The 21,311-nt window shown below is 60.4% G+C and carries 19 protein-coding genes; 13 read left to right on the plus strand and 6 right to left on the minus strand.

Annotation, left to right across the window (positions count from 1 at the left end; translation table 11 throughout):
* Positions 1-215 precede the first annotated feature (215 nt).
* Both SBC1_RS15055 and SBC1_RS15060 read left to right on the plus strand, forming a co-directional pair.
* Complete coding sequence (locus SBC1_RS15055; RefSeq protein WP_165988376.1) at positions 216-1,448, plus strand: triacylglycerol lipase; 1,233 nt, start codon at positions 216-218, stop codon at positions 1,446-1,448.
* Between the two features lie 70 nt (positions 1,449-1,518).
* On the plus strand, positions 1,519-2,028 hold the full coding sequence (locus tag SBC1_RS15060; RefSeq protein WP_165092575.1) for a M48 family metallopeptidase: 510 nt from the start codon (positions 1,519-1,521) through the stop codon (positions 2,026-2,028).
* 5 nt (positions 2,029-2,033) lie between these two features.
* On the opposite strand, the gene SBC1_RS15065 is transcribed toward SBC1_RS15060, so the two are convergent.
* Positions 2,034-3,578: a DHA2 family efflux MFS transporter permease subunit gene (locus SBC1_RS15065; protein ID WP_207958410.1), complete on the minus strand. Its 1,545-nt coding sequence runs from the start codon at positions 3,576-3,578 to the stop codon at positions 2,034-2,036.
* Between the two features lie 153 nt (positions 3,579-3,731).
* On the opposite strand from SBC1_RS15065, the gene SBC1_RS15070 reads away from it, so the two are divergent.
* Both SBC1_RS15070 and cls read left to right on the plus strand, forming a co-directional pair.
* Positions 3,732-4,175 (plus strand): MarR family winged helix-turn-helix transcriptional regulator, encoded by a 444-nt coding sequence (locus SBC1_RS15070; protein ID WP_165988378.1) that lies wholly within the window; start codon positions 3,732-3,734, stop codon positions 4,173-4,175.
* A gap of 284 nt (positions 4,176-4,459) precedes the next feature.
* On the plus strand, positions 4,460-5,743 hold the full coding sequence (gene cls / locus SBC1_RS15075) for a cardiolipin synthase (RefSeq protein WP_206365966.1): 1,284 nt from the start codon (positions 4,460-4,462) through the stop codon (positions 5,741-5,743).
* 44 nt (positions 5,744-5,787) lie between these two features.
* On the opposite strand, the gene SBC1_RS15080 is transcribed toward cls, so the two are convergent.
* Positions 5,788-6,573, minus strand: coding sequence for a DUF1828 domain-containing protein (locus tag SBC1_RS15080; RefSeq protein ID WP_165988380.1), 786 nt, complete (start codon positions 6,571-6,573; stop codon positions 5,788-5,790).
* 596 nt (positions 6,574-7,169) lie between these two features.
* On the minus strand, positions 7,170-8,420 hold the full coding sequence (locus tag SBC1_RS15085) for a CaiB/BaiF CoA-transferase family protein (protein WP_165988898.1): 1,251 nt from the start codon (positions 8,418-8,420) through the stop codon (positions 7,170-7,172).
* A gap of 372 nt (positions 8,421-8,792) precedes the next feature.
* Between SBC1_RS15085 and SBC1_RS15090 the strand changes: the two genes are divergently transcribed.
* The 4 genes from SBC1_RS15090 to SBC1_RS15105 all read left to right on the plus strand — a co-directional run bounded on the left by SBC1_RS15090 (position 8,793) and on the right by SBC1_RS15105 (position 11,271).
* A complete protein-coding gene (locus SBC1_RS15090; RefSeq protein ID WP_165093413.1) occupies positions 8,793-9,155 on the plus strand; it encodes a hypothetical protein in 363 nt (120 codons plus the stop codon).
* 141 nt (positions 9,156-9,296) lie between these two features.
* Positions 9,297-9,815, plus strand: a complete 519-nt coding sequence (locus SBC1_RS15095) for a sigma-70 family RNA polymerase sigma factor (protein ID WP_031360721.1) — start codon at positions 9,297-9,299, stop codon at positions 9,813-9,815.
* Positions 9,812-10,606, plus strand: a complete 795-nt coding sequence (locus SBC1_RS15100) for an anti-sigma factor (protein WP_165988381.1) — start codon at positions 9,812-9,814, stop codon at positions 10,604-10,606. The genes SBC1_RS15095 and SBC1_RS15100 overlap by 4 nt, the downstream gene beginning before the upstream one ends.
* Before the next feature lie 92 nt (positions 10,607-10,698).
* On the plus strand, positions 10,699-11,271 hold the full coding sequence (locus SBC1_RS15105) for a YbhB/YbcL family Raf kinase inhibitor-like protein (RefSeq protein ID WP_243830239.1): 573 nt from the start codon (positions 10,699-10,701) through the stop codon (positions 11,269-11,271).
* A gap of 66 nt (positions 11,272-11,337) precedes the next feature.
* Here the strand turns inward: SBC1_RS15105 and SBC1_RS15110 are convergent, their stop codons facing one another.
* The 3 genes from SBC1_RS15110 to SBC1_RS15120 all read right to left on the minus strand — a co-directional run bounded on the left by SBC1_RS15110 (position 11,338) and on the right by SBC1_RS15120 (position 14,584).
* Complete coding sequence (locus SBC1_RS15110; RefSeq protein ID WP_165988902.1) at positions 11,338-12,837, minus strand: glycosyltransferase family 2 protein; 1,500 nt, start codon at positions 12,835-12,837, stop codon at positions 11,338-11,340.
* The gene (locus tag SBC1_RS15115; protein ID WP_165988383.1) at positions 12,837-13,439 is read right to left on the minus strand and encodes a cytochrome b; all 603 of its coding nucleotides are present in this window, start codon (positions 13,437-13,439) and stop codon (positions 12,837-12,839) included. The genes SBC1_RS15110 and SBC1_RS15115 overlap by 1 nt, the downstream gene beginning before the upstream one ends.
* 182 nt (positions 13,440-13,621) lie before the next feature.
* On the minus strand, positions 13,622-14,584 hold the full coding sequence (locus SBC1_RS15120; RefSeq protein ID WP_165988385.1) for a LysR family transcriptional regulator: 963 nt from the start codon (positions 14,582-14,584) through the stop codon (positions 13,622-13,624).
* Between the two features lie 119 nt (positions 14,585-14,703).
* On the opposite strand from SBC1_RS15120, the gene SBC1_RS15125 reads away from it, so the two are divergent.
* From SBC1_RS15125 to SBC1_RS15145, 5 genes are all read left to right on the plus strand, one after another.
* A complete protein-coding gene (locus SBC1_RS15125; protein ID WP_165092582.1) occupies positions 14,704-16,056 on the plus strand; it encodes an MFS transporter in 1,353 nt (450 codons plus the stop codon).
* A 1-nt stretch (position 16,057) separates the two neighbouring features.
* Complete coding sequence (locus SBC1_RS15130) at positions 16,058-17,080, plus strand: hypothetical protein (RefSeq protein WP_165092583.1); 1,023 nt, start codon at positions 16,058-16,060, stop codon at positions 17,078-17,080.
* 282 nt (positions 17,081-17,362) lie between these two features.
* On the plus strand, positions 17,363-18,652 hold the full coding sequence (locus SBC1_RS15135; RefSeq protein ID WP_165092584.1) for an HlyC/CorC family transporter: 1,290 nt from the start codon (positions 17,363-17,365) through the stop codon (positions 18,650-18,652).
* A gap of 205 nt (positions 18,653-18,857) precedes the next feature.
* Positions 18,858-20,078, plus strand: a complete 1,221-nt coding sequence (locus SBC1_RS15140; protein ID WP_165988387.1) for an ATPase, T2SS/T4P/T4SS family — start codon at positions 18,858-18,860, stop codon at positions 20,076-20,078.
* Positions 20,075-21,286, plus strand: coding sequence for a type II secretion system F family protein (locus tag SBC1_RS15145; RefSeq protein WP_165988389.1), 1,212 nt, complete (start codon positions 20,075-20,077; stop codon positions 21,284-21,286). The genes SBC1_RS15140 and SBC1_RS15145 overlap by 4 nt, the downstream gene beginning before the upstream one ends.
* Positions 21,287-21,311 lie beyond the last annotated feature (25 nt).

A 21,311-nucleotide genomic window follows, 5' to 3' on the forward strand; every position in this document is an offset into this window, starting at 1 on the left:
ACGCGACTTGCCGCGCATGCGGTTGTGGTCACTCAGGCCATTCCAGACTGAGCCGCCCCGTCTCGTCACTGCCTGAAACTATTCAGATATTTCCGATATTCCGCGCCAGAAAGTTTCACTAGATTTCCTCTCGCACTGCCAGACCAGGGCGTGATGTACGCCCTTCCAGTTGTCAACTTCACGTTGCTTCTTTGTCTTCGAGATAGGAAATCATCATGGCAGTCCCCAAAACGGCGCCCGTCCCAGCCACTAAAAAACCCGTATCGCACTCTGTCTCCGCGAAACACACGCACAATGAATACCCCATCGTTCTTGTCCACGGCATGTGCGGCTGGGGCCGCGACGAATTGTTCGGACAGAAATTCCGTTACTGGGGCGGCGCAAAAGGCGACATCCAGGAACATCTCAAAGCACAAGGCTACGAGACATTCACCGCCTCCATGGGACCGATTTCCAGCAACTGGGACCGCGCGTGCGAGTTGTACACCTATCTCGTCGGCGGTGTGGTGGACTACGGCGCAGTTCACTCAGCCAGATACGGCCACGCTCGCTACGGCCGGAGTTATCCCGGCGTCTATCCGCAATGGAGCGAGGCGCACAAGGTACATTTGATCGGGCATAGCATGGGCGGCCCGACATCGCGAACATTGATCCAACTGCTCGAACAGGGAGACGCGGACGAAGCGGGGTTTGAGCCTGGGCCGAGAGAAGCACCGAGCTCTCCCCTTTTTGCAGGCGGGAAGAAATGGGTGCACAGCGTGACGTCGGTTTCAGGCGTTCACAACGGCGCACTCACAGCGGACGACGTCGGCCAATTCCCGATCTTTATCCGCGATCTCATGGTCAACACGGCAGCGCTTGCGGGGCTGGCAACGACCGAGCCAATCTACGACTTCAACCTGCAGCAATGGGGATTAGAGCGTGACGAGGGACAAGGATTTGAAGACTATATTCGTCGCGCGCTCGAAAGCCCGGTCTGGAAAACGCAGGACGGCTGCATCTACGATCTCTCGACCATAGCGGCGCATTTCCAGAATTCGTGGGCGCGAACATCGGAGAACGTGTACTACAGTTCCTACGCTGTTGACGGCACCTTCGCCGGTCCGCAAGGGACACGTATCCCGCAGGCAAACATGAACGTCATTCTGAAGCCCAGCGCCGCGGCGGTTGGGTTGAACAAGAAGGATCTGGCTGGCGGTTTTGCTGCGTGGCGTCCGAATGATGGTCTGGTTAGCGTACCTTCTGCCCAGTTTCCGGTCGGCCATCCACACGAAATGGCAGGCAAGGACGGTACGATAGCCCGAAAAAAGGGCGTCTGGTACGTCAATCCGACCATCGAAGGAATGGATCATCTGAACATCGTGATCCCGCTTCATGAGACGACGATCGAGCAGTTGTATCGATTTTACGAAGATATAGCCGCCCAAAGCCGCGCCTTACCCGTTTGATCCATGGACGTGACGCCCGAGCCATGGCCCCTATAATGCCGAAGGCACCACTCGGCGGTCACGTCCCATCATGCTTCCTCTGAAATACCTCGGCGCCTATCCGCAAACGCTTCAGGACAAGGTCCGCAAACTTATCGCCGATGACCAGTTGGGCGTGTATCTCGCTGACCGGTATCCGCACCGCCACGCCGTGCAATCGGACCGGGCGCTGTATCAATACACCACGGATCTGAAGCAGGAGTTTCTGCGCGTAGCACCCGCCATCGACAAGGTGATGTACGACGCCAAGCTCGACGTGCTGCGTCACGCGCTTGGCCTGCACACAGCGATCTCGCGGGTGCAGGGCGGCAAGCTCAAGGCAAAGAAGGAAATTCGCGTGGCGTCGTTGTTCAAGGAAGCGCCGCCCGAATTCCTGCGCATGATTGTCGTGCACGAGCTCGCGCATTTGAAGGAAAGCGACCACAACAAAGCGTTTTATCGGTTATGCGAATTTATGCAACCGGGGTATCACCAGATTGAATTCGATCTGCGCGTTTACCTGACGCAGCGCGAGATTTCGCGCGATTCATCCATCAAGTAATTTCGTTAATCCGCAGCCGCATGCGCGAGTGTTTCGCTGGCAATACTTCGCATTGGCCGGATCAGCAATAGCAGCGGCACCACCAGCAAGGTCGCGACAAACATCAGCTTGAAGTCGTTCAGGTAAGCAATCATCTGCGCCTGCTGATTGATCGACTGATCCATCAGCGCGAGACTTATCTGCGATCCGCTTTCTAGCATGGGCTGCATTAACGGATTGAACACGTTCACATTCGCCGCGAGGTCGGCGTGCGCGACCTGCGTACCGCGCGTCATCATGGTCTGCACGATCGAGATGCCAATACTGCTGCCAATATTACGCATCAAGCTGTAGGTCGCGGTGCCGTCGGCGCGTAGTTCGGGTGTCAGCGTGGAAAACGTCAGCGCACTGAGCGGCACGAATACGAAACCCAGGCCAAAACCCTGGATCACGCCGGGCCACACGATATCGGAGACCGACAGCACCAGCGTGTATTGCATCATTTGCCAGAGCGCGAACGCCGAAATGAGAAAACCGGCGAGCAATAACAGACGCGCGTCGATACGTCGTAACAGCCGCCCGGCGATCAGCATGGCGACCATCGTTCCCGCGCCGCTAGGCGCCGTAACCAGACCGGTCGTGGCGACGGGATAGTTCATCAGGTTCTGCAGCATTGGCGGCAACAACGCACGGGTCGCGTACATCACCGCGCCGATCACAAAGATAAAAAACACGCCGGTCGCGAAATTGCGGTCCTTCAACAGTTCGTACTTGAAGAATGAACGCTTCCCGGCGGTCGCGGTGTGCGCGAGAAAAAAGATAAAGCTCAGCACCGCAAGAATTGCTTCGATGCGGATTTCGAGCGAGCCAAACCAGTCGAGCTGCTCGCCGCGATCGAGTAAAGCCTGGAGTGCGCCGATCGCCAGACCCAGCGTGGCAAACCCGAATGCGTCGAATTTCACCCCGAGCTTCGCGGCTCTCGCGGGCAGGAACGTTAGCACGCCAAAGAGCGCAAACGCGCCGATCGGCACGTTGATGAAAAATACCCAGCGCCAGTTGTAGCTGTCGGTGAGCCAGCCGCCGAGCGTCGGCCCGAGAATTGGCCCGACCATCACGCCCATGCCCCATACGGCCATCGCCTGGCCCTGCTTTTCGCGCGGATTGATGTCGAGCAGGATTGATTGGGAGAGCGGCACGAGCGAGGCTCCGAAAATCCCCTGCAGCAATCGCGACGCAACAATCTGCGCAAGACTCTCCGATAACCCGCACAGCGCCGACGCAATCGTGAAGCCGCCAATAGAAATGATCAGCAGACGCTTCGTGCTCAGCCGGTCCGACAACCAGCCCGTGAGCGGCGTGGCAATCGCCGCCGCAACAATGTACGACGTCAACACCCACGTAATCTCGTCCTGCGACGCCGATAGCGTGCCCTGCATATGCGGCAGCGCGACATTGGCGATCGTGCTGTCGAGCGTCTGAATCAGCGTGGCGAGCATGATTGAGACGGTTAGCATGGGCCGGTTGAGCGGCTTGGCGGCCGCCGCGTTTGCCGGCATCGATTCTGAGGACATTCAGGTGCTAACTCGGTTATCAGATCGCTTACTTTAATAGTAAGCATGCTTATTATAAACCTGCCGATGATTGAAACAAGGAGCCAAAAAACCGGGAGAGTCCGCGTTTGCCCGAATGCATGTGGGCACGAGCTTCTTTCGTATAATCCGGGCATGGAAACGCACCTCGACAAGCGCTTTGGTTTTCTGATCTCGGACGTTGGGCGCTTGTGCAGCAAGCGCTTCGACGAACTCGCGAAATCGTCGCTCGATCTCACGCGGGCGCAATGCCGCGCGCTCGCCTATCTATCCCATTTCGGCGATGTAAACCAGGCACGGCTGGCCGATCTGCTGGAAGTCGCACCGATATCGGCCGGTCGCCTGCTCGACCGGATGGAGGAAGGCGGCTGGATCGAACGTTTTTCAAATCCCGATGACCGTCGCGAACGGACGGTGCGGATGACGGCAAAGGCTGAAGGTGCGCTCGGCAAGGCTCGCCGGGTGGGCGATTCAGTGGCCACTGAAGCGTTGGCAGGGCTCGATGCCGACGAGCGCGCGCAATTGATCTCGCTACTGCGGCGCGTGCGGGTAAATCTGAGCACGATTGTGGACGAGTGAGCGGTTTGCGGCGGCTCGGGGCACTTATGTTGCGTCTACTTATGTCTCTACCGAAACTGCAAAAAGCCGCTGTTATGGAGCACTCGGCTCGATAGTTGAAGAGCTTGGTCGGGCGATCGTCCCGCCGCGGTCGAATCTGGATCGATCGACGCAGTGCAATAAACAGGAGGACCGACGCTTGCTACAAAGCGTGTCGGAGCATCCGCCGCGCGTACCCGAGCTTACGGGCTTATGCAAACCGTACGCCTCTCCCCGATCGCAATTCGTCTCCTCCGGAATCCGACATGCTCTTGCTCGCCATACCGCTTACGGTCGTCGCCACGCTCGTCGTTGCCCTGATCCTTGCGAACTTCGTGAGCGGCGAAAAGAAAGTCGAGCACAACATTGACCGGTTGTATTCCAGTGACGACCCGCAATTCATTCGTTCAATGAGCCTCTTGCTGGGGCCGCCGGTGACGTCGGGCAATAGGTATGCCGTGCTGCTGAACGGCGACGAAATCTTCCCTTCCATGCTTGATGGCATTCAATCCGCCAAAGAGACCATTACCTTCGAGACGTTCATTTACTGGTCCGGCGAAGTTGGCGCACGATTTGCGGCTGCGTTGTCGGAAAAAGCGCGCTCGGGCGTTGCGGTGCATATCCTGCTCGACTGGGTGGGCTGCAAGAAAATGGATCATCGTTACCTCGACGAACTGCGGCAAGCCGGTGCTGACGTCGTGCAATATCACAAGCCGCACTGGACCGGACTCGGCCGTATGAATAACCGGACGCACCGGAAGCTGCTGATCATCGACGGCCGCGTGGGTTTCACCGGTGGTGTTGGGATTGCGGAGGAATGGACCGGGCACGGGCAAGACGAAAAGCATTGGCGCGACACACATTTTCGGGTGGAGGGTCCGGTGGTCGGTCATATGCAGGCCGTGTTCATGGACAACTGGATCAAGGTGACCGGCAATGTGCTTCATGGTCCCAAGTACTTTCCTGAGATACCCCCATTGCCGGAAGGTGATGCCTGTCATGGTGTCGCGCACATGTTCAGTAGCTCTCCCACCCACGGCGCCGACGACATGGAACTGATGTATCTCATGGCGATCACAGCGGCCACGCAGAGCATTCACCTGGCGAGCGCATATTTTGTCCCCGATGGCCTCGCGATCAACGCCCTGGTGGAAGCCGCACGACGTGGCGTGAGAGTGCGCATTGTGACGCCGGGAAAACGTATTGACACGCACACAGTGCGTGAAGCCTCCCGCGCCTGCTGGGGAGATCTGCTGGCCGCGGGTATCGAAATCCATGAATATCAGCCGACCATGTTCCATTGCAAACTACTCGTGGTGGACGAGTACCTGGTTTCAGCGGGATCGACGAATTTCGACAGCCGCTCGTTCAAGCTCAACGACGAAGCGAACCTCAATATCTACGATCGCGAATTCGCCCGTCAGCAAAGCGCAATTTTCGACGCTGATATAGAAAAGTCGCACCTCGTCACGTACGAAGAGTGGCTGAATAGGCCGCGGTTAGAGAAGCTGATCGAGAAAGTGGTGCCGTTACTCGACTGGCAGCTTTGAACGCCTGCGCGATTTTTCTCGGGTTTCGACTACCGCCTACTATCTCAATGCCGGGTCAAGCCACCGCCCGCCGCTGCCTCAATCAGCTTTCTCATAGGCCACGCCTCGGCGTACTGGCCGATCACAGCGACCTCACGATCCGCCTGTTCGGGCAGCAAACGGTCGTCCACCACCACGATGATCGGCGTGTTGGCAGTCAGTGCATTGCCACGCAGGTCCACAAGCTTGTAAAGCTCCGAAGACGAAGCGTTGCGATGACATGAAATCACGTCGATCTGCGTGTCACCCTGCGACAGATCGAAGCCGTACTGACGACCAGACACGCCTGCAACCTTAAGCGTGCTCTTGATCGCTGGGACATCTGGTTTCATTGCGTTGAGATAAAGCCTCGTGTCACCTATCAGATTGGGCTCGCGGACCGCGAAGTCAGTGCCCGCGTTATCGAACTCCCATCTGGCCAGACTTAGCAACGCGTCCACATAGCTCGCGAACCCGGACGCCATGTTGGAAACTTCAAACGTGCCTTCAATTTCGCCCTCTTGCGTCACGTTGATGCCGGGCTGCTTGATCGCTGCTTTCACCACTTGATAGTCCCGCAGATGAAACGAATTGATCTGCCGGGAGAAGCAGTGGAACAGCGTTCCCCCTGAATCAAAGAAGCGTATCTGCTCGTGATCATCCAGATACTCCGCGTAGATCTCGAACGGGTCGCCGCCGTAAAAGCCAAACGGTGTTTGGAGGGCCATCATGGGCGGGTATTCATCTTCTAGTTGCACGCAGCCGAAGCCGAGCTTTGCGCACATGTCCTGGCAGGACGACTGGATATTCATTTCGACTCCGGAACCGATGGGTCAGGTAAAACGCACGTCAGCGTCAAGTTGGTCTTCCTGCAGAAGAGCAGCAGCGCGCCCGAGAAACTGATCGCAGACCATTCAGCGTGGCCCGCCAAACGGTCGCGACCCACGTGTTCGTGAGGATGCCGATGAGCATCCGCTGGTCGTCGACCACTTTGAAAGACGTCGAGCTGGTACGCTCGGCGATTACCCCGATGCTGCGAGTAATACATGCTGAACAGGAATTGCTTAAGGTGCGGTCGCCGGCCGTATCGAACAGACAGGTCAGCCGTAATGCCCTGAATGCGCCTGCCCTCGGAATCCGTGACACCGAATTCGCACTTCGCCCAACTTACCGTTTGCTGCCGCCTTCTCCATCCCGTTGATGGATCGCCGAATTTGGTGAGGCTTAGTAGGCGTTCCGCCTCGTCCCGTGGAAGATCGTCGATCATATGAGGTCATGGTTTGCATCCTGCGTGCTTGCGTGGATTTCACATGACCAACCATACCGTGACGCGCTTTGGACGAGTCAAGGTGAAAATTGTCATAAAGCGTCTGCTCGCCGAATCAATGCGCCTCACATCGGAATCAAGCTATCCGCCGATCACCCCCGTTCGCATCAACGCCTCGATTTGTACGTCGCCCATGCCAAGCACGTCGCGCAGCATGGCGCTCGTGTGTTGTCCAAGCATCGGCGGCGCCTGTTCGTACGCAACCGGCGTAGCCGATAAACGCAGCGGACTCGCGACCGTAGGCGCAACGCCCGCGACAAGATGCGGTATCTCCCGCGCCGCGCCGCGAAATTGCGCCTGTTCGGAACCGAAAGCCTGCGCGATATCGTTGATCGGCCCGCACGGCACGCCGCACGCTTCGAGCGCGTCAACCCATGCGTCGCGAGGACGCGTCATGAAGACCGCCGCCAGTTGCGGCAACAATTCCGCCCGGTTCACGCTACGCCCGCTATTGGTGGCGAAACGGGTATCGAGCGCAAGTTCCGGCACGTTCATCGCGGTGCACAGCGAACGGAACTGGCTGTCGTTGCCGCACGCGACGATCACATGGCCGTCGCTCGCGGCGAAGGTCTGATACGGCACGATGTTCGGATGCGCGTTGCCCATGCGCTGTGGCGCGATGCCCGTGGTCAGATAGTTCATCGACTGGTTAGCGAGCATGGCGAGCTGGCAATCGAGCAACGCGATGTCGAGATGTTGCCCGAGCCCGCTTTTTCCGCGCTCCATCAGTGCGGCGAGCACGCCGGTGGTTGCATACATGCCGGCCATCAGGTCCGTTACGGCCACGCCGACTTTTTCCGGGCCGCCGCCCGCTACGCTGTTGGGTTCGCCGGTAATGCTCATCAGCCCGCCCATGCCCTGGATCAGGAAGTCGTAGCCCGCGCGCTGCGATAGCGGGCCGCTCTGTCCAAAACCCGTCACCGAGCAGTACACGAGCCGCGGATTGATTGCCGAAAGACTCTCGTAGTCCAGACCATATTTCTTTAGCCCTCCTACCTTGAAGTTTTCGACGACTACGTCACACGACTTCGCGAACTCGCGGATCAGCTCAGCGCCTTCGGGTGAACTCATGTCGATGGCAACCGACTGCTTGTTGCGGTTCGCGCACAGGAAATAGGCGCTCTCCGATGTATCGCGGCCCTCGGCGTCACGCAGGAATGGTGGCCCCCAAGTGCGCGTGTCGTCGCCCGCGCCCGGACGCTCGATCTTGATCACTTGCGCCCCGAGATCCGCAAGGTTCTGCGTGCACCACGGCCCCGCCAGCACCCTCGATAAATCCAACACGCGGATGCCATCCAGCGGGCGTTTTCTCGTTGTTCCCGCTGTGTTCATGTTCGCGCCCGGGTTCGCCGGCATCGGTTGATTCTTGCTGTCCTGCACCATTTCACCTCGTTCGTTTCAAGCCGGGTTTTGGCTGGTCGGCCCGTGCATGGCCGGGAAAATGCGAATCGGCACGCCTGGTGGGGCGGCTGGCGGAAAGCCGCATCGCTGGATGCCGTCGATTGTAGCCAAGTCGTCAGACAGGGCGTCCCCGGTCCGGCGTTTGTCAATTTGTCAGCTTTTTTGTCCCAACGCGCACCGTCCCATCGACGGGATCAAAATCACGGAACACGGTCGAAATATTTGTCAGGTGCCGGAATATTCCGTAAGCACCATCCGTTTATCCCATACCTGCACAAACGGAATGAAACAAACAACATGAAAATGCGAATCCCGATGCTCGCTGCAGCTCTCGTTGCGACCTTCAGCCTGAGTGCCCATGCCGCGCCGCCAATGGCCGGAGGCGGTATGTACACCGACGCGAAAGGCATGACGCTCTACACATTCGACAAAGATCCGGCGTCGGGTCCAAGCGCGTGCAGCGGCGGTTGCGCCCAAGCGTGGCCGGCGGTCATGGCCGATGCCTCGGACAAGCCCCAGGGCGACTGGACCATGATGCCCACAGCCGATGGTGGCAACCAGTGGGCGTACAAAGGCAAGCGCGTATATACGTTCGCGAAAGACCAGAAACCCGGCGATGCCAACGGCGACAATTTCAAGAACATGTGGCATACCGTGAAGCAGTAAGCGTGGAGCAGTTAAGCGCCATTAGAGCGATGGAGACCAGCATGAAGCGATCGATGGCCACTGTGCGCGCGCCGGCAATATCGTCGTCACGCGCACAGTGGCCGGGAGCGCTGAAAGTGAACCAGTCATGAGCATAGGCCGTTGAGCTTCGATACCGATCTCGTTGGGGTTCTCCCGCAGTTGCGGCGTTACGCGCGCGCGCTGACGGGAGACCGTGCGTGGGCCGATGACCTCGTGCAGGACGTGACCGAACGCGCCCTTGGCCGCTCGAAAGGATTTCGCGTCGGCAGCAATCTGCGCGCGTGGCTGTTCACTATCATGCGCAATCTCTATATCGATCAATTGCGCGGCCGGCGCGATATTGCCGTCGACGACGAAACCGCGCCCTGGCGGCAGATGGCCGCGCCCGTGGGTGAAGTCGACGGGCTCGTGCTGCGCGACGTGCAACGCGCGCTGTATTGCCTGCCGGTCGAGCAACGCGAAGTCATGCTGCTCGTCTGCGTCGAGGACATGAGTTATCAGGAGGCATCCGTGGTGCTGAACGTGCCGGCCGGAACGGTGATGTCGCGACTATCGCGGGCACGTGAACACATGCGCGTGCTGCTCGGTGAGGAGCCGGGCCGCAAATCGGCATCGTTGAAAATCGTGAGTGGCACATGACGAATTCCGAACGTCCTGACCAGGCGGAATCCAGCGCGGCAGCCAACGAGTTGCGCGCGCTGTCGGCGTTCATCGACGACGAAGCGCCGGAGGCCGAGCGCATTGAAACCGCTGCACGCATCGCCGCCGATCCGGTGAGCGCGGCGACGGTCGCCGCTTATCGCGCGCAAGACAATGCGCTGCGAGCGCTGTTTGCCGCCACTGCTGATAAAGAACCTCAAGTCGTGGTCGTTCGTCCGCGCAGGCGTTATCTGATGGCGGCGAGCTGGCTGGTGGTGGGCATTGCATGCGGCTTCCTGATGCACATGCTGTTGCCGGTCCTCGACCAGGATCACCCGCCGCCGCCGTTCGCGCAGCGCGCGGATATCGCCTATGCCGTGTATGCGCCCGAGCAGCGGCACGCGGTGGAAGTCGCGGCGTCTCAGGAAGATCATCTTGTTACGTGGTTGTCCAAGCGGCTTAACAGGACCCTGACCATTCCCTCGCTGCATGAGTATGGGTTCGAGCTGGTCGGTGGCCGCTTGTTACCCGGCGAGGACGGACCCGCGGCGCAGTTCATGTATCAGAACGCCAGCGGCGAACGGCTCACGCTATACATGACCAGCGGTTCGGGCAAGCATAAGGACGAGTACGCCATACGGATGTTGCGCGACGGCTCGCGACGAACGTACTACTGGACAACAGATCACGCGGGTTACGCGCTCTCAGGACAGATCGGCGAGGCGAAACTCCGCGCCATCAGCTTCGATACTTGCGCAGCATTAGGCGGCGATCCGAAGAAATGGCAGTAAGCGGTTTTCAGGATTGCGGTGCTTGAACATGGAAAACCTAAGCGCACGCGGTACGCAGAGCGAATTTATTGAAACTCAGGGCCAGAAGAACAATGAAGAGTGATCGAAGCAGTATGTGCCGCGCAAAGCGGCTTTTGCGCGTTGCCTTGATAGGCGCGGGATGTTTTCTGAGTGTCGCCACAATCGCCGATGAGCGCTTCACGCTCACATCACCCGGCCTCGCCGATAACGCCACCCTCGACTCGCGGCACGCCGCCAGCGCTCAGGATTGCGGCGGCAAGAACGTCTCGTTGCCGCTGGCATGGAGCAATGCGCCTTCCGAGACCAAAAGCTTTGCGGTCACCATCTTCGATCCCGATGGCGCGCGCGGCCTAGGCATCGTGCATTGGATTCTCTACGGAATTCCTGCTGCAACGACCGCATTGGCGGAAGGCGGGCCGCCGCCAGCGGGGAGTATTGGCGGAATCAACCGGACGGGGAGGGACGGCTATTACGGCCCCTGCCCACCACATGGCGATGCACCGCATCACTATGTCGTACAGGTCTACGCGCTGGATATCGACGCGAATTCCCTGCCCGCTGCACTCAACCGCGACGCATTGATCGCCGCGATGAAGGGTCACGTGCTGGCGTCATCGAGCATGGTGGTTCGGTACGCGCGATGATTGTCGACCGGGAGCGATGCGTGCGTGATCAGGTCCTGCATCAACGCATCGCGGCTTATGCCTTCATCAAGCCTCATCCGCGGCCGCGAGCCCCGCCCTCGTCTGCACGCGCCACGCACGTGAACCGCCAAGGAAGTCGACCCAGCCAAGCGCCGCGCCCGTATGGCGCAGCAACTGGAATGTGAACGGCTCGACAATCGCCGTCACGACCGCCATCCACAAGCTCGACCCGGCCGTGTCTCCCGTCCAGCGCCGGTATAAATGCACAGTCCACAAATGAAACGCGAAATCGATAAGAATCTTCGCGCCGATCACGCTGAAAATCGGCAGGACAATAGCGCCGCGCCGATCCACGATAAACCCAAGCAGCAGCGCAAACGCCGTCAAGCCGTAGATAGGCTGCACGGTATCGAAGGCCTTCACGGGCAGCATCAGCAAACCAAGCGTGCCGTAACGCCGGTTGCCGGTCATGTCGCGATTCCAGTATTGCGTCTGCAAAAAGCCCGCGAACCAGCGCCGCCGCTGTCGCATGAACCCACTGAACGAACTCGGTGCGTCCGTGATGGCATGCGCGTTGCCCACCACCCGCACGTCCCAGTCCAGACCGTGATCGACGGAATGACGGCGCAGCCGGTGAATCAGCTCGTAATCTTCCACCAGGCATTGCGGATCGAAACCGCCGACGGCCAGCAACGCATCGCGGCGAAACGAAGCGAACGCGCCCGAGATCAGCAGCAGGCTATCGGCGCGCATCCACGCAAACCGCGCGATGAAATTGCGGATGTACTCGTACGTCTGGAACCACTGGAAGAACCGGCCACTCATCGTTTTGCTGCAGACCGGAACCAGGATGCCAGCCGCCGCAACCAGGTTCGGCCGCGATGCAAACGCGCTGCGCATAGCGAGGACGGCGTCGTCGGCCAAACGTGTATCGGCATCGACGGTCATGACAATCGGCGTACCGATCTTTTCGATCGCCGCGTTCAGCGCACGCGCCTTGCCGCCATGCGCCACGCGCAGCCAGAAGAGCGTCGGATGCAGCGTCGACGCCGCGCTTAACTCGCCCTCCACCGGCGCGACAAGACCAAAACGCTGCGTGAGAAGCTCGGCGGTGGCATCCGAAGAACCATCGTCGGCGATCACAATTTGCGCCGCGCCGTGCGTTTGCCCGAGCAATTTCGCCAGCGTATTGGGCAGCACGGCCGCTTCGTTATGCGACGCCACTATCACGCCGAGCTTCGGCAATCCGCGTTCTCGCTGCTTGCGATCAAGCGGCTTGTGCGGCCTGACGAGCGTCCACGATTTCGCCGCGACGAACATCAGCAGCAAGGTGTCGTAGACCACGTAGGCAATGCCCGTTGACCATGCCACCACGCCATGCAGGAAGAATGCGCGGGCGAACAGCACGAGCCACAGCACGACCACGCCGCCGTGAATCAGCACGCTCGCGAGCGTGACCGGGCGCGGCGCGATGCGCGGCGAAGCCTGCGCGAGCGCTTCCTCCAAAGAGGGTTGGGTTCGGGTCTTTTTCGTCCGCGTGGGAATGGCGTGCAGATCCACATCCATCACGGCACCATCCGCGAGATCACCGACTTCTTGTCGATCCACTGATGCTTGAGCGCGCCGCCCACGTGCATCGCCAAAAGTGCGTAAAGCGCGTAACCCAGCCAAGCATGCAATGCGCCGAAACGATCGTGCAACGACTCCTTCAGCACCGGATCGAGATGCATCACGAGACCCACGCGCGGCCACGGAATCAGGCCGAATAGATGCATTGGATGCGTGGCGGCGTCTTTCCACGCCGAATCGTGCAACCAGCCGGACAGGGGCAGACCGATCATCAGCAGATAGAGCACAAAGTGTGCGATGTGAGCGGCCATGTGTTCCCACTTCGGAAACGCCTTCGGCAACGGCGGCGGCCGATGCGAAACGCGCCACAAGATACGCAGTAACACCAGCCCGAGAACGGTAATGCCGATGGACTTATGGGTATCGACGACCGGACGCACCCATGAATCGGGGAACGATTCCGCTGTCAGTCCCAGTACGACGTTGCAGATGATCAGCAACGCAATGAGCCAGTGCAGGACCATCGCGGTACGCGTGTAGCACAGCGTCGTCTCGGTTTGTGGCGGTTCTGACACCACGTTGGCAGCTTGCGTGGACATTGAAACTCCGTGCGGAAAATGGGGATCGGCGGGATGGTTCTTTCTGCGACCTGTCGCGCCGGGTTGGCTTATTCAAGTTCAAGCGCGAATGTTTGCAGACGACACGATCCAAACGCGTCGTGGTGCTGGTTTATTCCATCGATTCTGCGGGAAAACGCGAACTTACGTTTGTAGAGGGTTTGTCAGGTGAGGTGTTGAAAGGTATCGGTGGCTTCAGCACCCTTCGCGCTTGGCGAAACGAAAGCCAGCACCGCTTGCGCGAATCGCAGTGCAGCCGGATTCGCGGCGTCGCGGCGCGTGACAAGGTGGAGCGGCGCGGAGAACGCTTCGTCACCGGTAACAGCGCAGTACACCACGGCTTCCTGTTGATATCGCTGCATGGATGCCGGCACGAGCGTGATGCCGCCGCCCGCCGCCACCAGATTGATGGCGCTCAGCATGCGCGGCACTTCGCTCACCACCTCCGGCTTGAATCCCGCCGCCTCGCACGCGCGGATGAAGTCAGCGTACATGCCCGGCGCACCCGGCCGCCGCACGAAGATAAACGACTCGCCGGCAAGCGCCTTCAGCGGCACACGCGGCTGTTTGCCTGGGCGCACGCCTTTTGCCGGCAGCAGCGCATGCCCGACCGGCAGCACGAGCACCATGCGCTCCTCGTGCAGCAGGTCGAAGCGCAACTCCGCGGGCGTCTCGATCGGCTTGCGCAAAATGCCTGCATCGACACGCCCATTCATCATCCGTTCGATGATGTCAGCCGCATTGATCTCGTTCAGGTCAATGGCGATGTCCGGATGCGTCGCGCGAAAACGGCGGATTGCGGCAGTGGCGAGTGGATGGAACGCCGCTGAGCTCGTCAGCGCGATCCGCACGGAGCCGAGCTGGCCGTTCGCCACTCGGCGAGCGTTGACCACGCCTTGATCGAGCGCGTCGAGCACGGCGCGGGCATCGGTCTCAAAAGCCGCGCCCGCCGATGTCAGTTCCACCCCACGCGGCAAGCGCGTGAAAAGCGCAAAACCCAGTTCGCGCTCGAGCTCCTGAATCTGCTGCGACAACGGCGGCTGCTGGATATGCAGCCGCGCCGCCGCCCGCGTGAACTGGCGCTCTTCGGCGACGGTAAGGAAGTACCGCAGGTGACGCAGTTCCATCTAGATAGCCTCACATACATGAAAAATATGGCAATGCCATTCGATATGTATTTTACATTTGCCACTGCGTTTCGTACTCTTCGATTCAAATACACATAAATGCACGGATCTGGAGACATATGGAAACCACTTTCCCACCCGGCGCGGCCGACCATCCGCCAGCTTCATTGGCGTCGCTCAGCAAGTCCCAGATTCGCCGCGCCGTGCTGGCTTCGGTAATTGGCAATGGGCTGGAATGGTTCGATTTCCTGATCTACGGCTACTTCGCGAAGATCATCGCGCACGTATTTTTCCCGGTCGGTAACACTGCGCTTTCCACAGCGCTGACGCTCGGCACTTTCGCGATCGGATTTATCGTGCGGCCGCTCGGCGGAATCGCGATCGGCGCGTACGCGGATCGCGTGGGGCGCCGCAAGACTCTCTCCATGCTGATCCTGTTGATGGCCGCCAGCACCTTGTTGATGGGCCTGACTCCCGGCTATTCGACTATCGGGATCGCCGCGCCCTTGCTTGTACTGCTTGCACGCGTCATGCAGGGTTTATCGGTTGGCGGCGAGTTCGCCACGGCCGCCGCCATGCTCACGGAATACGCGCCGCGCGGCAAGAAAATGTACTTCGGCAGCTTCCAGATGACGTCGCAGGCGGTGGCGCTGGTGCTTTCGTCGGCGTTTGGTTATTTCCTGACGTCGAATCTGGACCGGGGGGCGCTCGAATCCTGGGGCTGGCGCGTGCCCTTCCTGGTCGGCGCGCTGGTCGGGCCGGTGGGGTTCTACATCCGCCACAAAGTCGCGGAATCGCCCGAGTTCGTGGAGTTGCGAGAACGGCTCGGCCACGCGCCGCGACAAACCATCCGCGGCTTTTTCCGGCAACGCGGCGACGCGTCGTTGTGCGCGATGGGCGTAATCATCGTCGGTACGGCAACGAATTATCTGTGGCACACGTTCATGCCGCTGTATGTCGAGCGTCAGTTGCACCTGCCGCTCAAGAACGCGTTGTTCGGCACGGCGGTGTCAGGGCTCGTCTCCATAGTGGGTTATCCGCTCGCGGGAAAACTCGCGGATCGGATCGGCGCGTACCGGCTGTTCTTTCCGGTGACTATTGTGTGGGTCGTCATCGCGTATCCGCTGTTTGCATGGGTACTCGCGTCTCCCACGCCGGGCCGTGTTTTCGCCGCGCAAATGGTCGCAACCGTGGTGCTGAGCCTGATGTCCGGACCGCATCCCGGCATGCTCACGCAGTTGTTCCCCACTGCCACGCGCTCTACCGGCGTCGCGCTCTCATACAACATCGCGGTGACGCTGTTCGGCGGCCTCGCGCCGCTGACTGTCTCCACGCTGATCACCGTGACCGGATCGAATATTGTGCCGGCGTATTACTTGATCTTCGCGGGCTTCGTGTCGCTCGCGCTGGTCGGGCTGACACGTTCCGGGCAACGTCTGCGCCGCGATCCCAATGCCCTCCCGCTGGATTGAAATGACTGCCGTGTTCCCCTCTTCCCCTAAAGCTCGCAACGAGCGCCCGGTTAGCGCAGTAGGCAACGAACGGCTACACGTGGTTACATCGCGCGGCGCGGGTGCGGTGCCGTTTTATCGATCGATCGAAGAACGAGATGCTGCGAACGTTACGCGAATCGTAATCCTGCTGCACGGCCGGTTGCGCGATGCCGATGCCTATCTGCTCTCGGCGCAACGCGCGCTGGCGGCGGCATCGACCGATCCCGCCCGTACATTGCTGCTCGTGCCGCAGTTCCTGGCCACCGCGGATATTGCCGCGCACGATTTGTCTGCCGACACGCTGCACTGGGAATGGACTTCATGGATGGGCGGCGACGACGCGCTCGGTCCCGCGCCGCTTAGCTCCTTCGATGTCCTCGATGCATTCATCGCGCAATTCGCGGATCTTGCGCGTTATCCGGGTCTGCTCGACGTGGTGATCGCCGGGCATTCGGGCGGCGCGCAGGTCGCGCACCGGTACGCGATTGTGGGCGCGGGTTGTAACGTACCCGGCGTGCGGCGCCGGTACGTGATCGCGAATCCATCGTCGTATGTGTACTTCGATTCAATGCGGCCTTACGCAGACGGCGTTCTGCGTCCCGCCGATACCACCGCGTGCCCCGGCGTGGATGACTGGAAGTACGGTGTGCGGCGCGCGCCACGCTACGCAGAGTCCGCGTCGTTCGATGCATTCGAAACACGCTACGCGGCAAGCGACGTTGTCTATCTGCTCGGCCAGCAGGATTGCGATCCGCACCACGATGCGCTCGACCGGTCGTGCGCAGCCCAAGCACAAGGACCTCATCGGCTCGCGCGTGGACGTTCTTATTTCTCGTACCTCAAAGCCCGCCACCCACGGCTCGGACATCGCTGCTGGGAAGTTGCCGGTGCGGGCCACAACGGCGCAGCCATGCTCGGCTCGAGCGAAGGCGTGCGGGCATTGTTCGACGCGCAACGGGTCGCGAACGTGGTCGATTCATCGACAGCAGGCGCGACGGACTAGACACCTCGCAATACATCACGGCATTCAAGATCGTTGCGTCGCTAACGGGATAGCTGTCGTCACGCTGTCCCTATGCCCCTATGCCCCTCTATGCCCATTACCCGACCGGGCCGGAATACACTGGCGGCGACGTCAATTCAGCCGCAGGTTTCAGTTGTAGCCACTAATCGCCAAAGGATGACGGGATAGGTCGAACGATCGTCCCGAAGCCTTGACGAGCAAGAGAAGCAATCGCTTTCTGCTCTGCTATAGTCTTTCCCATCCTCCCTTTCCAGATCGCGCGTGGACCACATTCCCTTATGGGCGCAAATCTGCGCCATTTTCCTGCTCCTGTTTCTCTCCGCATTCTTCTCGATTTCCGAAACGTCAATGATGGCGCTCAATCGCCATCGGCTGAAACACCTCGCCAACCAGGGCTCGCTGCGCGCTCGCGTAACGCAGGGCCTGCTCGCCAAGACCGATCAACTGCTGAGCGTGATCCTGATCGGCAACAATCTGATCAACACGATCATTCCGGTACTGACAACGTCCATCGCGCTGCGCACTTTCGGCCATAACAATCTGGTGTTGTCGGTGACGACCGGGGTTGTCGCATTCCTCATCATTGTGTTTGCCGAGATTGCGCCGAAGATCGTCGGCGCGACGTATCCGGAAAAAGTCGCGCTCCCGGCCAGCCTGGTTTTGTCGCCGTTGATGCGCGTGGCGAGACCGCTCGTCTGGTTCGTCAACCTGTTCGCGAACGGTGTGCTGAGAGTCCTGCACATTAATACGAAAGGTGGCCGGGACCAGCGGCTCTCCACGGAAGAACTGCGCACTATCGTGCTGGAATCGGGCAATTTCATGCCGACCAAGCACCGCAGCATCCTGCTGAACCTGTTCGATCTGGAGAACATCACCGTCGACGACGTGATGATCCCGCGCCGCCGGATTGAAGCACTGGATTTCGATGCCCCCTTCGACACCATCCTGCATCAGCTCGAAACCTGCTATCACAACAAGCTGGTGGTATATCAGGGCGACATCGACCGCGTGCTGGGTGTTCTGCACGTGAGAAAGACGCTCTCGGCACTGCATAACCAGGAGTTCGAGCGGGAGACCTTGCGTGAACTGTTGGCCGAACCGTACTTCGTCCCGGCAGGCACGCCCGTGTTTCAGCAACTCCAATTCTTTCAGGAAAGCCGGCATCGAATCGCGATTGTGGTGAACGAATATGGCGAGCTGCAGGGACTGGTGACGCCGGAAGACATCATTGAAGAATTGATTGGTGAGTTCACCACGACCATTCCACGCGGGGCCGGTTCGCGTAGCGGCTGGAACGAGGAAGGCGAATGCATTGTGGCGGGCAGCATGCCGTTGCGCGAGTTGAACCGCTGGCTGAAGCTGACGCTTCCCACCGACGGCCCGAAGACGCTCAACGGCCTGATCCTCGAGACCCTGGAAGAAATTCCGGACGGCGACGTGAGCGTGCGTATTGCTGGCGTGCATTTCGAAGTCATGCGCAGCGACGATCAGGCGATACGCACCGTGAAAATATTCCGCCCGCAAGGCGTGCTGCTGAGAAAACAAGGGTAGCAACGAAGTTGGGTTCATGGGCGGCTCGGGTTTCGCGTTGGGCTTCTGGTTGCATCAGCTTGCACCGTTTCCACCTCCGCGAATCACCTGCCGGGCCGCGTTAGCCGTTCGGCCAGCTTTTTCAGCGTTGCTAAGCGTTAGCCGTTCGGCCGAGTTGGAATGAGGTCCGCGGGAGGACAAGATCGGGGCATCCGTTCACCGAGCCATGTCCATGCCCTCCTTTCTCCCAGTTACGTTTTCGCGGCCTCCGCCGCAGCTAACCGCTCGCCCGGCCGATGCAATCCCTGACGCCGACAACGCACCCGCCGTTGCGTTGCTCACCGATACCCTGCGCGAAGCAGCTGCACGCGGCGCATCCGATATTCACGTCGAACCGGGCGAGCACGAGTGGCGTATCCGCTTGCGTATTGACGGTGCGTTGCACGTCTTTCTCAAACCGCCGCCGCATTTGCGTGACGCTTTCATCACGCGGATCAAAGTACTGGCGCGCATGGACATTGCCGAGCGGCGCGTGCCGCAGGACGGACGTTTGCGGTTGCCTCTGGCGAATGGGAATCCAGAGGACTATCGCGTGAATTCGCTGCCGGTCCTGTTTGGTGAAAAACTGGTGTTGCGCCGCCTGGAGTCACTGCCGGCGGATCTGTCGCTGGCGGCGTTGGGGCTTGCACCGGAGCAGCAGAAGGCTGTGGAAGCCGCGATCCACGCGCCGCACGGACTCGTGCTGGTCACTGGCCCCACCGGCAGCGGCAAGACCTTGTCGCTGTATTGCTTTTTGCAGATGCTGAACGCGGAGTCACGCAATGTCTGCTCCGTCGAAGATCCTGCCGAAATCCAGCTTGCCGGTATCAATCAGGTCAGTGTCCGTGACAAAGCCGGCCTCACTTTCGCGGTCGCGCTGCGCGCGTTCATGCGGCAAGATCCGGACGTGATCATGGTCGGCGAAATCCGCGACGCGGAAACCGCCGACGTTGCCGTGAAGGCCGCGCAAACGGGTCATCTCGTGCTCTCCACGCTGCATACCAACGACGCACCCGCAGCCATCGCACGATTGATCGATATTGGCATTGCGCCGTACAACCTGGCGTCGGCGCTGAGGCTTGTTACAGCGCAACGGCTGGTGCGACGGCTTTGTGACGCTTGTCGCTTGCCTTCAGACCTGGAGTTCGAGCCGGGCTTCAAACCGTTCGAGCCGCGTGGCTGCGTGGCATGTCATGGCATTGGCTATCGCGGCCGAGTGGGTGTGCATCAGCTGATGCCTGTCTCTGACACGTTGCGCGAACTGATCGTCACACGCACCGCCACGCACGCCATCACGCGACAGGCGCAAAGCGAGGGCATGCCGAGCCTGCGCGACGCCGCGTTCGCACGCGTACGCGAAGGCGTGACGAGCGTGGCGGAAGCCGCCGACGCCACGGAGCTGACATGAACATGAGCCAACCGCATTTCGATACGCGCTTTGGCTGGCGAGGCATTGACGCAAACGGCGCGGACAAACGCGGCAAGACGATCGCCTCCGATTCAACCCGTGCACGTGCTGCGCTAAAACGCGCTGGTGTCACGGTGCTGGAACTCACCACGCTCGGTTCGGCGCCGCCTCCCAAAGCCCGGGCGGCCGACGTCACGCTGTTCACGCGGCAACTCGCCGGCTTGCTACGCGCTGGCTTGCCGCTTGCGCCGTCGCTGGATCTCATCGCCGACACCCCTTCGCGCGGCGGCCTGCCGCGCATCGTCGGATCGGTCGCACGGGATATCACGCAGGGCATTGCATTCTCGGAAGCGCTCGCGCGTCATCCCGCCTGTTTCAACGCGCTGTATTGTCAGTTGGTTGCCGTCGGCGAAGTGGCCGGCGCGCTGCCGGTCGTGCTCGCGCGGCTCGCCGACGACCGCGAGCGAGCAGGGGCTCAACGGGCGAAACTACGGGCCGCGCTGACCTATCCGGTCGTGGTGCTGTTGTTGTCGCTTGCCATTACCGCAGGATTGCTGATTGGCGTGGTGCCGACGTTCAAGACCATCTTCGATGGTTTCGGCGCTAGATTGCCGGCGCCCACTTTGTTCGTGCTCGCGTTATCGGATGGCGTCGCGCGCTGGTGCGGACCGTTCGCGCTCTTTTGCGTGGTGTCCGGCATCGCGTTCAAGCGGCTTTTACAGCGCGTCCCCGCGGCTAGAAGCGCGTTTGACCGCGCCATGCTGAAGCTGCCGCTCGCCGGATCCCTCCTGCGCGCCTTGGCGGTGGCACGCTGGAGCCGCGCGCTCGGCACGTTACTGGCGGCGGGCACACCGTTGTCGGACGCATTCGATTCGTTGGCGAGCGCCACAGGCAACCGTATCTTCGATACCGCCACCGTCGAGATCGCCAAGCGGCTTCGGCATGGCGAGCGGCTCGCTGCCGCCATGCGTGCGGTCGGCTGCTTTCCGCCGGATGTGGTGCAGCCTATCGCTGTGGCCGAGGAGTCCGGTTCGCTCGACGCGATGCTGCTCGATCTCGCTACACTGGGCGACCGTCAGGTGGACGAACAGACCAGCGCATTCGCGAGCCTGTGCGAGCCGGTCGTGATCGTGGTACTCGGTGCGTTGGTGGGCGGTCTCGTCGTCGCCATGTATCTTCCGATCGTCCAACTCGGGAATGTGGTGTAGGTGGTGTAGGATCGCAGCCGAATTC

Source organism: Caballeronia sp. SBC1, from assembly GCF_011493005.1.
Lineage (GTDB): Bacteria > Pseudomonadota > Gammaproteobacteria > Burkholderiales > Burkholderiaceae > Caballeronia.

What these genes read in the sequence shown, in the direction of transcription:
- SBC1_RS15065 (WP_207958410.1), bottom strand. Translation starts at nt 3,578, where the DNA reads ATGTCCTCAGAATCGATGCCGGCAAACGCGGCGGCCGCCAAGCCGCTC.
- SBC1_RS15060 (WP_165092575.1), top strand. Translation starts at nt 1,519, where the DNA reads ATGCTTCCTCTGAAATACCTCGGCGCCTATCCGCAAACGCTTCAGGAC.
- SBC1_RS15085 (WP_165988898.1), bottom strand. Translation starts at nt 8,420, where the DNA reads ATGAACACAGCGGGAACAACGAGAAAACGCCCGCTGGATGGCATCCGC.
- SBC1_RS15100 (WP_165988381.1), top strand. Translation starts at nt 9,812, where the DNA reads ATGACGAATTCCGAACGTCCTGACCAGGCGGAATCCAGCGCGGCAGCC.
- cls (WP_206365966.1), top strand. Translation starts at nt 4,460, where the DNA reads ATGCTCTTGCTCGCCATACCGCTTACGGTCGTCGCCACGCTCGTCGTT.
- SBC1_RS15070 (WP_165988378.1), top strand. Translation starts at nt 3,732, where the DNA reads ATGGAAACGCACCTCGACAAGCGCTTTGGTTTTCTGATCTCGGACGTT.
- SBC1_RS15110 (WP_165988902.1), bottom strand. Translation starts at nt 12,837, where the DNA reads ATGGATGTGGATCTGCACGCCATTCCCACGCGGACGAAAAAGACCCGA.
- SBC1_RS15105 (WP_243830239.1), top strand. Translation starts at nt 10,699, where the DNA reads ATGAAGAGTGATCGAAGCAGTATGTGCCGCGCAAAGCGGCTTTTGCGC.
- SBC1_RS15055 (WP_165988376.1), top strand. Translation starts at nt 216, where the DNA reads ATGGCAGTCCCCAAAACGGCGCCCGTCCCAGCCACTAAAAAACCCGTA.
- SBC1_RS15115 (WP_165988383.1), bottom strand. Translation starts at nt 13,439, where the DNA reads ATGTCCACGCAAGCTGCCAACGTGGTGTCAGAACCGCCACAAACCGAG.
- SBC1_RS15080 (WP_165988380.1), bottom strand. Translation starts at nt 6,573, where the DNA reads ATGAATATCCAGTCGTCCTGCCAGGACATGTGCGCAAAGCTCGGCTTC.
- SBC1_RS15140 (WP_165988387.1), top strand. Translation starts at nt 18,858, where the DNA reads ATGTCCATGCCCTCCTTTCTCCCAGTTACGTTTTCGCGGCCTCCGCCG.
- SBC1_RS15120 (WP_165988385.1), bottom strand. Translation starts at nt 14,584, where the DNA reads ATGGAACTGCGTCACCTGCGGTACTTCCTTACCGTCGCCGAAGAGCGC.
- SBC1_RS15125 (WP_165092582.1), top strand. Translation starts at nt 14,704, where the DNA reads ATGGAAACCACTTTCCCACCCGGCGCGGCCGACCATCCGCCAGCTTCA.
- SBC1_RS15090 (WP_165093413.1), top strand. Translation starts at nt 8,793, where the DNA reads ATGCGAATCCCGATGCTCGCTGCAGCTCTCGTTGCGACCTTCAGCCTG.
- SBC1_RS15130 (WP_165092583.1), top strand. Translation starts at nt 16,058, where the DNA reads ATGACTGCCGTGTTCCCCTCTTCCCCTAAAGCTCGCAACGAGCGCCCG.
- SBC1_RS15145 (WP_165988389.1), top strand. Translation starts at nt 20,075, where the DNA reads ATGAACATGAGCCAACCGCATTTCGATACGCGCTTTGGCTGGCGAGGC.